At 39.8% G+C, this 13283-nt stretch carries 12 protein-coding genes; 7 read left to right on the forward strand and 5 right to left on the reverse strand.

Going from position 1 to position 13283, the window contains the following annotated elements; genetic code table 11:
• Nucleotides 1–60: 60 nt before the first annotated feature.
• Both NXS00_RS12935 and NXS00_RS12940 read left to right on the forward strand, forming a co-directional pair.
• Nucleotides 61–1203 (forward strand): cysteine desulfurase family protein, encoded by a 1143-nt coding sequence (locus NXS00_RS12935; protein WP_258099629.1) that lies wholly within the window; start codon nucleotides 61–63, stop codon nucleotides 1201–1203.
• A complete protein-coding gene (locus NXS00_RS12940; RefSeq protein ID WP_258099630.1) occupies nucleotides 1196–3115 on the forward strand; it encodes an N-acetylmuramoyl-L-alanine amidase in 1920 nt (639 codons plus the stop codon). The genes NXS00_RS12935 and NXS00_RS12940 overlap by 8 nt, the downstream gene beginning before the upstream one ends.
• Here the strand turns inward: NXS00_RS12940 and hemH are convergent.
• From hemH to NXS00_RS12955, 3 genes are all read right to left on the reverse strand, one after another.
• Nucleotides 3108–4118, reverse strand: coding sequence for a ferrochelatase (gene hemH / locus NXS00_RS12945; protein WP_258099631.1), 1011 nt, complete (start codon nucleotides 4116–4118; stop codon nucleotides 3108–3110). The genes NXS00_RS12940 and hemH overlap by 8 nt on opposite strands.
• Nucleotides 4119–4136: 18 nt before the next feature.
• The gene (locus NXS00_RS12950; RefSeq protein WP_258099632.1) at nucleotides 4137–4727 is read right to left on the reverse strand and encodes a YqaA family protein; all 591 of its coding nucleotides are present in this window, start codon (nucleotides 4725–4727) and stop codon (nucleotides 4137–4139) included.
• A gap of 77 nt (nucleotides 4728–4804) precedes the next feature.
• Nucleotides 4805–5440 (reverse strand): hypothetical protein, encoded by a 636-nt coding sequence (locus NXS00_RS12955; protein WP_258099633.1) that lies wholly within the window; start codon nucleotides 5438–5440, stop codon nucleotides 4805–4807.
• Nucleotides 5441–5602: 162 nt separating this feature from the next.
• Here NXS00_RS12955 and NXS00_RS12960 point away from each other — a divergent pair, with 162 nt between their 5' ends.
• From NXS00_RS12960 to NXS00_RS12975, 4 genes are all read left to right on the forward strand, one after another.
• A complete protein-coding gene (locus NXS00_RS12960; protein WP_258099634.1) occupies nucleotides 5603–5824 on the forward strand; it encodes a hypothetical protein in 222 nt (73 codons plus the stop codon).
• A gap of 62 nt (nucleotides 5825–5886) precedes the next feature.
• Complete coding sequence (recJ, locus tag NXS00_RS12965) at nucleotides 5887–7590, forward strand: single-stranded-DNA-specific exonuclease RecJ (RefSeq protein WP_258099635.1); 1704 nt, start codon at nucleotides 5887–5889, stop codon at nucleotides 7588–7590.
• A 24-nt stretch (nucleotides 7591–7614) separates the two neighbouring features.
• Nucleotides 7615–8352: an LPS export ABC transporter ATP-binding protein gene (gene lptB / locus NXS00_RS12970; protein ID WP_258099636.1), complete on the forward strand. Its 738-nt coding sequence runs from the start codon at nucleotides 7615–7617 to the stop codon at nucleotides 8350–8352.
• Nucleotides 8352–9869: a GH3 auxin-responsive promoter family protein gene (locus tag NXS00_RS12975; protein ID WP_258099637.1), complete on the forward strand. Its 1518-nt coding sequence runs from the start codon at nucleotides 8352–8354 to the stop codon at nucleotides 9867–9869. The genes lptB and NXS00_RS12975 overlap by 1 nt, the downstream gene beginning before the upstream one ends.
• Here the strand turns inward: NXS00_RS12975 and NXS00_RS12980 are convergent.
• Together NXS00_RS12980 and NXS00_RS12985 are read right to left on the reverse strand one after the other, a co-directional pair.
• A complete protein-coding gene (locus NXS00_RS12980; protein WP_258099638.1) occupies nucleotides 9866–11062 on the reverse strand; it encodes a hypothetical protein in 1197 nt (398 codons plus the stop codon). The genes NXS00_RS12975 and NXS00_RS12980 overlap by 4 nt on opposite strands.
• Nucleotides 11063–11280: 218 nt before the next feature.
• The gene (locus NXS00_RS12985) at nucleotides 11281–12312 is read right to left on the reverse strand and encodes an RluA family pseudouridine synthase (RefSeq protein WP_258099639.1); all 1032 of its coding nucleotides are present in this window, start codon (nucleotides 12310–12312) and stop codon (nucleotides 11281–11283) included.
• A gap of 26 nt (nucleotides 12313–12338) precedes the next feature.
• Here NXS00_RS12985 and NXS00_RS12990 point away from each other — a divergent pair, with 26 nt between their 5' ends.
• Nucleotides 12339–13244 carry a 1-aminocyclopropane-1-carboxylate deaminase/D-cysteine desulfhydrase gene (locus NXS00_RS12990; protein ID WP_258099640.1) on the forward strand — a complete coding sequence of 302 codons (906 nt, stop codon included), beginning with the start codon at nucleotides 12339–12341 and terminating at the stop codon, nucleotides 13242–13244.
• The last annotated feature ends 39 nt before the right edge of the window (nucleotides 13245–13283 follow it).

Genomic DNA, 13283 nt, shown 5'->3' on the forward strand with positions numbered 1-13283 from the left:
ATTACTTCAGTGGATTTAATGTTTAATTTTGCAACATTAATAGAATCATACCCCAAATCAATGGAGAAAGTTTATTTAGATAACGCCGCTACAACTCCTCTAGACGAGGCTGTATTTGAAGAAATGAAGCCTTATATGCTAGAATTCTATGGCAACCCATCGTCTATCCATACACATGGGAGACAGGTAAGAGCTGCTATTGAAAAGGCAAGAAAGAAGGTCGCGGATCTTTTAAACACTTCTCCTTCAGAAATCTTCTTTACTTCCGGTGGTACGGAGGCTGATAATACGGCACTTAGATGCACTGTGGAAGAATATGGGGTGAAAAACATCATTACCACGGGTTTGGAGCATCATGCAGTACTTCACACTGCAGAAATGCTTGCCAAAAGAGGCGATGTTGCTTTGCACCTACTCGATGTAGATGCTCAAGGCAACATCGATATCAACCAAATTGACGAATTGCTGAAAAATGATCCCAATACATTGGTTTCATTGATGCATGCCAACAACGAGATAGGTACAGTCAATGATATAGATGCAATTGCTAACCTCTGTCATGAGCATGGAGCAACCTTCCATACGGACACGGTACAAACAATGGGTCATTTCAAACATGATCTTCAGGAGCTTAAGGCCAACTTCATTGTAGGTTCAGCACACAAGTTTCACGGACCAAAAGGGGTAGGATTCCTTTATGTGAATCATGAGAAAAAGATCCATCCATTTATCCATGGAGGAGCACAAGAGCGCAACATGCGTGGTGGTACCGAAAACGTTTATGGAATCATTGGCTTAGCCAAGGCCCTAGAGCTAGCCTACTCTCATATGGACGAGCATCGTTCTCATATAGAAGGAGTTAAGCAATACATGATCGATCAGTTAAAGGCCAATATCGATGGAGTAGAGTTCAATGGCACATCAGCTGACCTAAACAATAGTTTATATACCGTGTTGAATGTAAGTCTACCACCGAGTGAAGACAATGACATGCTACTTTTCAACCTGGACATAAACGGAATTTCTGCTTCAGGAGGCAGTGCCTGCAGCAGTGGTTCCAACGTTGGGTCACATGTCTTAACTGCCCTGGGATCTGACCCAATGAGGGGAGCAGTACGTTTTTCATTCAGCAGGTTCAATACCAAAGAACAGGTAGATTACGTTATCAGTAAACTGAATGAAATTTTAGCAATAGGTGTATAGAAAAACAGCTCTACTTCTCTTTTTTACGGGATTACTTTTTTCAGCTTTTTCACAAGAAGAGCTGATTCGAAAGTTTGATATAAAATCGAATAGCAGAATCGATGTATCTGGAAAAGTTACCGCGATTGTATTCAAAACTGATCAGTTTCTAGGCACCACGGTTGAATTGACAATCAATGGAGAGATCGAAGAAATCCCTTTTGATGCTGATGGACCTGAATTCACTTATTACAAATCACTTGACGGAGCTAAAGAATTAACTAGTTTTAGCTCTAATTATGAGGGTTCCTTGCACCTTATTTATTCTGGTATTACTCCAAAAATTGGAAGTAACTTTCGATCAAATCAACAGGATGAGTGTGATTTTACTCCAACTGCTATTCCTCAAAGTGAATGGAGAGCTGGACTTCCGGAGCCTTCTTATTCAAGAAGCTTTACGGATGTGGAACATGTTATCGTTCACCACTCCGCAGGATCCAACACCGCTACAGATTACACGCAAGTAGTAAGAGATATCTACATCTACCATACACAGTCTAATGGCTGGTCTGATATAGGCTACAATTATGTCATCGCTCAAAATGGAGACCTTTATGCTGCACGCGATCCTGAAGGTGGAGATCAAGACAATGTTATAGGCGCTCATTTCTGCGGAAGCAATGGTCATACGATGGGTATTTGTCTTCTTGGAAACTATGAAACGGCAGAACCAACTGTAGAAACCTGGAATACGCTAGAAAAACTGGCTGCATACAAACTAAACAAAGAGTCACTTGATCCTCAGTTGTACTCCGATCATCCACTTGGCTATATCGGCAACTTAGCTGGTCACAGAGATGGATGTAGTACCTCGTGTCCTGGTGAAAATGTTTATAAAAAACTGGAGATGCTTCGTGATTCTACTTCTAACACATTGGTTTCTTGTGATGCCCTTGACTTGCAGTTAGATTTTTCACTTAGTACGAATAGCGTTCAGCAAGGAGGTTCAATTGAGTTTGTCAATAACAGCACAGGCTACTTTACCTACACCTGGCTTTTAAGCGGAGCAGAAACTTCTTCCGCTGAATGGCCTTCGAGAGGATCTGCCACCTATCAAGATATTGGAACGTTTGATGTCGTATTAGTTGGAGAAAGCGCCTCTGGAACGGATACCCTTAGAATTGCAGATGCTGTAACTGTAGAGAAATTTTATCTTCTAGAATTCAGCACCAACACCGAAGAGATCAATAGTGGAGAATCGATCACTTTTGAGAATCTGAGCATAGGATATAATGGCTATAAATGGCTGCTAGAGGGTGGTGACCCGCAACAACCCACCTGGCAAGAAAGTGGAGAAGCCACATACACAAATGCTGGAGAATTTGATGTTACACTGATAGGATACAAGGAGCAAGGCTCAGACACCTTGATAATCGAAAATCACATTAAAGTTGTGAATAGACTCTTACTTTCTATGGATCAAAATAGATTTTTCATTAGACCAGAGCAGCAAGTAACGTTTGTGAACAATAGCTCTGGATATGATGACTATGAATGGGTTTTTGAAGGAGGTGTCATTTCAAGTTCATCTGATCAAGAAGCCGTAGTTAGTTACAATTACCCTGGGGTATTTGATGCTCTACTCATAGGAGAGATAGACGATAGACGAGATACTATTCATGCCAATCGTAAAATTGAAGTCACTGGGTTTAGCGTATTTCCTAATCCATCACCTGCCTTATCTGAAATCGTAATTGCAACGAATAACACCATTAATAAGGTAGAAATCATTGGAATGGACGGCAAAAGTTATCTAACTGACTCCAATGTAGAACAAAATACCTTGCAGCTTCCTTACTTACGACAAGGTATTTATGTGTTGAAGATTTATACTTCCGGTGGACTGGAGAAGCAGCGATTGTTAATTAATTAGCCGTAACAAGTCCTGCTAATGACTCAACCCATAAAGGATCATCGTTGAGGCTTTCAACTAAATCCCATTGTTCACCACCTGCATCAATGAACTCCTCCTGGTAAGTCTCGCCAACTTCAATGGTTGTTTCCAGACAATCTGATACAAAGGCAGGAGAAAAAGCCAATACCTTCTTGATCCCCTTTTCGGCTAACTTATGGAGTACCTCTTCAGTATAAGGCTGTACCCATGGGTCTTTACCCAATCTTGATTGAAAACATACGGTGTACTTGTCTTCAGGAATGCCAAGTTTTTCCGCAACCAGCCTGGTGGTATGAAAACACTGTGCTCTGTAACAAAATTGATTTCGCTCATGAAATTTGTTGCAGCAGCTTCCCAGCTGACATTGATTGCCAACAGATGCCTTTTTGATTTGTCTTTCAGGTAGTCCATGATAACTGAATACGAAGTGATCATATTCGGTTTTTTCCATCCATTTTTGACCATTATTGACAATAACCTGCAAGAATTTCTCATCTTCCAAAAACTGAGAGGTAAACTTGATTTCGGGGATTACTTGCCAATCTTTCACGATTTCCATCACCTTGTCAATTACCGAACCTGTAGTGGCCGAGGCGTATTGTGGAAACAAAGGAATGACATGAATGCTAGATACATTCTTTTGTTTCAATAGATTCAGACCTGACTCAACAGATGGGCTCTGATATCTCATAGCGTACTCTACCACATATTCTTCGCCTAGAATAGATCGAAGTGGATCCAATAAATCTTCCGTGTAGTATTTCAGAGGTGAGCCTCGCTCAGTGAAAAGTTTTCTATACTCTGCTGCAGACTTTGGTGCTCTGAACGGAGCAATAATCAAGTTTACGAGCATCCATCTAGGCACATCCGGAATGTCAATTACTCGCTTATCACTGAGAAATTCTCTCAAATACTTTCTGACATCTGCAACACTCGTTGAATCGGGAGTCCCCAGATTAACCAATAATACACCTTTCTTCATCTCAAAATTTCTTATTTACTAAAGGATATGAGCCTCCCATATCACCATGGCATATACCACAAACCTTGCAAACCTGAAAGTCGCAAATAGAAGAAATCTTCTGTATGGATACTTTACAGTACCCATCAACATACAGATTCCTGCAAAAGGGAGTGGTGTCAATGCTGCAACAATAACTAGGAATCCACCGAATCGGTTTAAGTGTTTTTCAAATCTTCCAAGATAATTTTTACGTACCGTTCTGTAGAATTGCGTGGTACTGAAGTGTGACCCTATGTAATATCCGAGCATTCCTGCCACATAGGAGATCACAGACAAGGCCATAACATTTAAGATGTACTGACCGATCAATTCATCCCTAAGGGCCCAGATCATGAATAATTCTGGCGGAATAATTCCAAAAACAGCCTCTGAAACAAAGAAAATGGAATAGATGATGACAGGTTGATCATATAGATCTCCTAGTATTCCTTTTAATGTAATATCGTAATTGGCTTCCAGATAAAAATATCCGCCCACTACTACTGCCAACCAAATCAGTCCTCTGAATAGATTGCGCAAGAAAAAGCGTATTCTCTCTTGGCGTTCATTCTCCTGATTTAGCTCCATATACAGTTGATTGGGGAAAGTGATCTTTGGAACATACGATTAACCTAAACTTAAGTTTAGTCGTTTGGCCGCCAAAACTAAGGTTTTTCTTCGTTCTCAGATGGTTTTACAACAGGGTTTTTGTCTTTCTTATAGTTTACCTTCCAATATGGATCGATTAACTCTGTGTATTTCCCATTAAACTGTGTGAGCATGACCTTCACCGCATAGTTCAAACGGTTAACAGCATCTCTATAGTGCTCTAATTTGTTCTTGGGATGATAGATAAAGAATTTTATAATCGGAAATGCTTCGGTTCTGAAAATACCCAAAACCTTATTGGCAGAAACTTTACTCGATTCTAATGACTTTATGGCCTTAGAGCAACTTGCCGCCAGACCATTTAGTAATTCACAATAAATCCGAAGAGTATCTACATCAGCACCTTGATAGAGCGCTATCTTTTCATCACAATGAGCCTTGAGAATTCTCAATCCCGGCAAACTATTATTTGACTCTATAAAAACGTCTGGCTGCCAAAGTATTTCACGAAAGGTAAAAATCTCAGGGAGCAACTCTTTGTCATAAGCCTCATCCTCCTTCATTTGAAGTAATAAATCATGAGAGACATTGTCTACCACACAAGTTCCTGCTACTAATTGATAAGACCAACCTGGTTCTTTTGACTCAATTAGCTCCGTAAAACTCCATATTTCACTTAATGAGATCTTCATGTTTGAATTATTGCCCAATATAATTCATAGAAATCACATAAACCCTTGGGGGTAAGAGCTAGAATTTTTGCCTTAAGAGAAATAGTAACACAACCATAATGCTCATATGCAGGGATTTATACCAGAATATAGTATGCTTGCATAATAAATTGCCCAGTTTCTATGACTCGTAAAGCAGCGCCGATTTTCTATGAAGGGAACAAGATCTTGAGGATTTCAGATCTTCCATTTTCTCAATCTACACTTTTCTCTGGTTGGGTACAACCAGGCAACTTTGTTGTACTGGGTGAACGCAATGATTTTGACTGTGTAAAATATGAAGATTACGAATATTGGTATCAGAATTATTTCATCACAGAGCGTGATCTAGATGAAATGATCTAATCCAACTCGTTTCAATCTCTAGCAATCTTTACTCTTTCCCAAATTTCTTCTAATTTCCCCACATGGATAAACGGTGGGTGCTGGCTGATACTTTTTCAAAAGAACTAAACGAGTCTCTCTCCAGGGAACTCAACATAAGCAATGAACTCACCGAGTTGTTGCTGCAGCGTGGAGTCACCACCTTTGATGACGCCAAAACATTTTTCAGACCTTCTTTAAATCATCTTCATGACCCATTTCTTATGAAAGGAATGGATCAAGCTGTTAACCGGCTTTGTGAAGCAATATTCTCTCAGGAGAAAATCATGATCTATGGTGATTATGACGTGGATGGCACCACTTCCGTTTCCCTGGTATATGGTTTTCTAGGAAAGTTCTCCGAGAATCTGATGTACTACATTCCAGACAGGTATACTGAGGGCTATGGTATTTCCTCCAAAGGAATAGAAACGGCCAAAGAAGAAGGCATTGGATTAATTATAAGCTTGGATTGTGGCATAAGAGCAGTTGACAAAGCAGCACTTGCCAAATCCTATGGTATTGATCTCATTATTTGTGATCACCACTTACCTGGAGATCAATTGCCAGACGCCTTAGCGGTATTGGATCCCAAGCAAAGCGATTGTCCATACCCATATAAAGAATTGTCAGGATGCGGCGTTGGGTTTAAACTTATGCAGGGATTTTGCATGCAAAATTCTATCGATTTAGAAGAGCTTTTCCAGTTTCTGGATTTGCTAGCAGTAAGCATTGCATCAGACATAGTGCCAATCACAGGAGAAAATCGAGTGATGGCTTACTATGGGCTAAAAAAACTCAATCAAACTCCTTGTCCTGGATTGCAAGCCCTAATTGACGTTTCAGGTCTTAAAGGAGAGCTAGATATAACAAGTATTGTATTTTACATTGGCCCACGCATCAATGCTACAGGTAGATTAACGCATGCTCATGACTCAGTAAGACTATTAACAGCGAAAGATCAATCTGAGACAGAAGCATTTGCTGAAGTACTGAATGCTAGAAATAAGGAGCGAAAAGATTTTGACAAATCCATTACAGAGGAAGCACTGGAAATGGTAGAAGCCGACGAGCAGTTAAAAGTAGCCAGAAGTACCGTTTTATTTAAAAACGACTGGCATAAAGGAGTGATTGGGATCGTAGCTTCACGATGTATCGAAAAATATTATCGTCCGACCATTATACTAACAGAGTCTTCTGAAAAGGCTACAGGAAGTGCACGATCTATCGAAGGTTTTGACATTCACGATGCTATCTCTCAATGTAGCGAACTTTTAGAGCAATTTGGAGGTCATACGCATGCTGCGGGATTAACTCTGCGAATAGAAAACGTACCGGCATTTCAACAGAAGTTTGAAGAAATAGTTTCCTCTACCATTGCCAGTGATATCTTAACTCCTAAAGTGGATGTAGACATGGAAGTAAATCTTGATTTTGTAAACTACAAAAACTACTCCATCATCAAACAGATGTCACCTTTCGGACCACACAATCAGAAGCCAGTCTTTATTAGCCGAAATGTACAGTTAAAATACCCTGCCAGGATACTAAAAGAGGAGCATTTAAAGGCATCTTTATATCAAGATGGCAATGAATTCGTTTATGAAGCAATAGGATTTGGATTGGCAGACAAAGCAGAGCTTATTGCATCTGGTCAACCGTTTGATATTGCCTTTCAGATCGAGGAAAATGAATTTAGAGGAAACAAAAGCCTACAGTTGATTATTAAGGATATAAAAATTGCTTAATATCTTGCAAGGCCAAACCACATTATGGAGTTACGAGCAGAGCATTTAATTAAAAAGTATAAAAAGAGAAAAGTCGTAAATGACATTTCTGTTACTGTTAATCAGGGAGAAATTGTCGGTTTACTTGGACCAAACGGAGCTGGTAAAACCACTTCTTTTTATATGATTGTAGGTCTCATTAAACCAAATGAAGGACACATCTATCTAGATGATGAAGACATTACTGGCTTGGCCATGTACCGAAGAGCCAAGAAAGGCATAGGCTATTTGGCTCAGGAAGCTTCCGTGTTCCGAAAGCTGTCTGTGGAAGACAACATACTTGCTGTATTGGAAATGACCAAGCTCAGCAAGGCAGAGCAAAAAGAGAAAATGGAAGGCCTGCTTGAAGAATTTAGCTTGACCCATGTGCGTAAAAACCTGGGAATGGTACTCTCCGGTGGAGAACGAAGAAGAACGGAGATAGCCAGAGCACTAGCAGTAGATCCAAAATTTGTTTTGTTGGATGAGCCGTTTGCAGGCGTGGATCCGATAGCTGTAGAGGAAATTCAGTCTATTGTAGCTAAGCTGAAGAAAAAGAATATTGGTATACTCATTACTGACCACAACGTGGATGAGACCCTTTCCATTACTGATAGAGCTTACTTGATGTTTGAAGGGAACTTGCTAAAAGCAGGAACTCCAGAAGAACTAGCTGCCGATGAGCAAGTGAGAAGAGTGTATCTTGGTAAAAACTTTGAATTGAAAAGACCTAAAATGTCTTAATGGAGATCATCAATTCCATACTCACCTGGGTCATGAAAAAGCGAATTCATGACATTGAACTCTTCATGAAATATCCTCATGAAGTGCAGGAAGAATTGCGCTCTTCGCTGTTAGCCAAAGCTGCAAAAACAGAGTATGGGATCAAAAATGGCTTTGAGTCAGTACGTTCGGCTGAAGAATATAGAAGAAACATTCCAATAGTTTCCTATGAAGATTTATTCCCTTACATCGAACGTTTGATGAAGGGACGTCAAAATGTGCTGTGGCCAACTGAAGTTCGCTGGTTTGCCAAGTCATCAGGTACAACCAACGCGCGAAGCAAGTTCATACCCGTTTCTAACGAAGCACTGGAAGATTGTCACTATAAAGGTGGTAAGGATTTACTCTCTATCTACGTGAACAATTATCCGGAAACGAAAATGTTCACAGGCAAGAATCTGGTAATTGGAGGAAGTCAGCAGGTCAATCAGTTTGATAAGAATGCCAAGTCATACTACGGTGATGTATCAGCTGTTTTAATCAAAAACTTACCCTTCTGGGCTCAAATGGTGCGAACTCCATCTTTGGACATAGCATTGATGGACGAGTGGGAAGAGAAGATTGAAAAGATGGCTCACTACACTGCCAATGAAAATGTAACTTCTATTTCCGGCGTGCCGACCTGGACAATTGTTCTTTTGGAAAGAATTCTGGAAATTAAAGGTTGTAGCTCTGTTTTGGATGTCTGGCCAAACCTGGAAGCATTTATTCACGGAGCGGTTGCATTCCAACCGTATAGACAACTTTTCAAAAGCCTTATTCCATCTGACCAAATGCATTATATGGAAACCTATAATGCCTCTGAAGGTTTCTTTGGTATTCAGGATCAGTCAGATTCTACAGAGATGCTACTCATGCTCGATTATGGAATCTACTATGAATTTATTCCGTCAGATCAATGGGATGAAGAAAACCCAAAAACCTTTGGGTTGGAAGATGTAGAAGTTGGTAAGAACTATGCAATAGTCATTTCAACCAATGCAGGGCTGTGGAGATATAAAATAGGTGATACCGTACGATTCACTTCTGTTAATCCATATCGTATCAAGATTAGCGGACGAACCAAGCATTTCATCAACGCTTTTGGAGAGGAGCTTATTATAGAAAATGCTGAAGAGGCTATCTCCCTGGCATGCGAACGCACTTCTGCTGAAATGGAGAACTTCACAGCGGGACCAAAATATCTAGATACGAGCACCAAAGGTTGTCATGAATGGATTATCGAGTTCAACCGCCAACCTGACGACCTGGAACGGTTCAAGCAGATCCTTGATGAAAAATTGAGAGAAATTAATTCTGACTATGACGCCAAACGTCACAAAGACCTTGCATTAACAGCTCCTATTGTCCACGATGTGCCAAAAGGCACTTTTTACAATTGGATGAAGAGCCGTGGCAAATTGGGCGGGCAGAATAAGGTGCCACGTCTCTCCAACAATCGTGAATATCTAGACAGCCTCCTTGAGGTACTAGTTTAATCTTTTACTTCAACAACAAACAAGTCCAAATCCCCTGTGGAATGGATACGATCCGAAGAAATTAATCCTACTTTTTCGGATGTCATTGAGAAACTGATGTCATCATCTACAGAGTTCACCGGAATCCCAGCATTGATTGGTTTACCCCAAAGGTTGGTTTCTGGATCGATTTCTACATAATATATATCCGCTTTACCTAATCCTCCAGGTCTGTTGGATGAGAAGTAAAGACGCTTCCGATCATCCGTCATGTAAGGGTAATCTTCATTGAAGTTGCTATTAACCAATCCAGAAATTGGTGTAGGTTCCATCCAATCTCCTGTTGATCTTAGTTTGAATGACTCGTACAAATCAAGCCCCTTGCCGTCCACTTCTTTTGAAAAAATCACTCTAGTGCTGTATCTATTCATGTAGATATGATGAGCATCTTTCAAGAAGGGCAGGTCCAAATCTTCATTGACATTCCAACCAGCATCGGTTAACTCTACAGTTTGTAAATGCTTATTATCAGGATCGAAAAACATCAAGGATTCCTTTACATTGAGCACATTGAGTACTTCAGCTGGAATTTTGGTACTGGATATAATCTCCGGAGCAAGCCATCCATATACTCCCTTGTCAGTTTTATATATTTCAAAATGTCCTTCGGAGTTTCTATCGGACATAAATACCAATCGCTCACCATTTCCCAATAGAGCTCCAGGCAAATCTGCAAATTTTGAGTTGATGGGACTTTCAAACGGGGAAATTACCATTTTATCAGAGGCACTCTGGATTATTGTCAGTTTGCTGTGGGCTTCCTTTTTATAATCCTCAAAACCCTCTTTGTATTGTACATCATTCAAAAACGCATTAAAGGAGACCTCTGCATCGGCGAGTTGAAATCGTTTCAGTTGAATCCGCCCCAACCAATAATTAAAAAGGTCTCCAGCTTCTGGAGCTCCTTTAAAGTCTAAAAATTTATCCAGAGGAGTATTTCTAAACTTATGACTTAACATGGCGCTAATTACTGAACGGTAGTTAGAGTCTCTATAATCAGGAATATAACCGAATGCTTCAACGGCCAGATCAAATTCATCTGATTCCATAAAACGAACAGCATCAGCATAAATAGTGGCATCATCCTGAGCCTGGCTATTGAAGCCCAAGCCCATTAAAAAAAGGGTCAGTACCAAAGGAATTTTCCGCAACATAAGTGTCAAATAGATGGTTAGCAACACAGAAATTAATGAGAAATTTGATCATCTCATAATTCGTGAATCAACTCTAATCCATTGACAATCAGCACAAACTGCAAATACATTGACAGTTTTTCAGCTATCTAAGGTTGAATTGAAAAATTCATTTTTTTCGCCAAAAAATCCTATCGCTTCTTGATAAGTTTTAAATTTTACTTCTAACGAAAATTATTTTACTCAGAGTGGTGAGTGACATAGTTTTCCCACTTATCCAGCACATTTACAAAATCTTCTGGAAGCTCTGAGTCGAATTGCATCTGTTTTTTACTGATGGGATGAATGAAGCCCAACGACTTGGCATGAAGGGCCTGACGTGGCATTACTTTGAAGCAGTTTTGAACAAACTGTTTGTACTTTGTAAAAACGGTTCCTTTCAAAACCTGATCGCCTCCATATGTAGCATCATTAAAGAGCGTATGTCCCAAGTATTTCATATGTGCTCTGATTTGATGTGTTCTTCCCGTTTCAAGGTTACACAGGATCAGACTGACATACCTAAGAGTTTTTAAGGTTTTATAATGTGTGATGGCCGTCTTACCAAAATCAGCTTTTGGAAATGCGGTGGTGATTCTACGGTCTTTTAAGCTGCGCCCTACATTGACATCAATGGTGCCATCTGCCGGATCGGGTTCACCCCATACCAATGCGTAATATGTTCTTTCAATGCTATGATCAAAAAACTGTTTGGCCAGTCCGTTCATAGCTTGTTCCGTTTTAGCAATTACCAAAAGCCCTGACGTGTCCTTATCTATTCTATGTACCAATCCCGGACGACCTTCATTACCTTTCATTTCAGGTAAATTTTGAAAATGATAGGCTAAAGCGTTGACCAAAGTTCCTGTCCAGTTCTGATAGGCCGGGTGAACAACCATCCCTGCGGGCTTATTTACAACCAACAAATACTCGTCTTCATAGATAATATTCAAAGGAATATCCTCTGGCACTACATCTTCATCTCTAGGGGGTTCTGTGATGTATACAAGTATTTCGTCTCCAGGATGAATTTTGTAGTTTGGCTTTATTTGCTGACCATTAACTTTAACAAACCCATCCTTTATTCCCTGTTGAATCTTATTTCTCGTCACATTGGGCAATCGATCAATTAAGAATTTGTCAACTCTCAAAATCGCCTGATTTGGATCAGCTATAATTCGATGCTGCTCAAATAATTCCTCCTCATGTGCTCCTTCTTCTACTTCAGCCATGCTGCAAATTTATCTAACTTCGCGTTATGGTTAACCTGCCGTCGCCTGTACAGCCAATAAATGATGAACTTTTTGAAAAGAATGAGCTACAGGTTTGGATAAAAAGAGACGATTTGATCCATGAAGAAATCATGGGGAACAAATGGCGAAAGCTTAAATACAATATTGAATATGCCATCAAACAAGGTTACTCAGGACTATTAACATTTGGGGGAGCTTATTCTAATCATATAGCTGCCACAGCCGCTGCTGCCAAAGCAAATAATCTAAAATCAATAGGTATCATCAGAGGTGAAGAGTTGAACCCATCATCCAATGCAACCTTACGTTTTGTAAATGAGCAGAAAATGGACCTCAAGTTTGTATCAAGAGGTGACTTCCGAAGTTTGAAGGAGGACTATGAGGAGCTCAAGTATAACTATCCAGATTATTACATTTTACCAGAAGGAGGCACCAACAATTTAGCAATTCAGGGATGCTCAGAAATCATCGATGAGCTAAGCGAAACCTTTGATTATTACATTACTCCTATTGGCACGGGAGGCACTTTTTGTGGGATACTCAAAGGACTTGCGGGAAAAGGAACATTACTTGGTGTTTCTTCTTTGAAAGGAAACTGGATTGATGATGAAATCAAGAATTTGTTAGAAACGAACAAAATTGATTTTTCTAATTACCAGATAATGAAAGACTTCCATTTTGGTGGCTATGGAAAAGTAACCGATCAATTAATTGACTTCATTAATCGAATCAAACAAAAAAATGGGCTTCAATTGGACCCTATTTACACAGGTAAGATGTATTTTGCCACATTAAAATTAATTTCAGACGAGTTTTTTCCTAAAAAATCGAAGATTCTGTTAATCCATACTGGGGGTTTACAGGGAATTGCCGGTTTTAATGAAGTAGCAAAAACCAAGATTCTGATTTAGTTTTGTAGTAACAAGTTTAAAAGTGAAGAATTCACCCAT

The organism is Marinoscillum pacificum, from assembly GCF_024714495.1.
Lineage (GTDB): Bacteria > Bacteroidota > Bacteroidia > Cytophagales > Cyclobacteriaceae > Marinoscillum > Marinoscillum pacificum.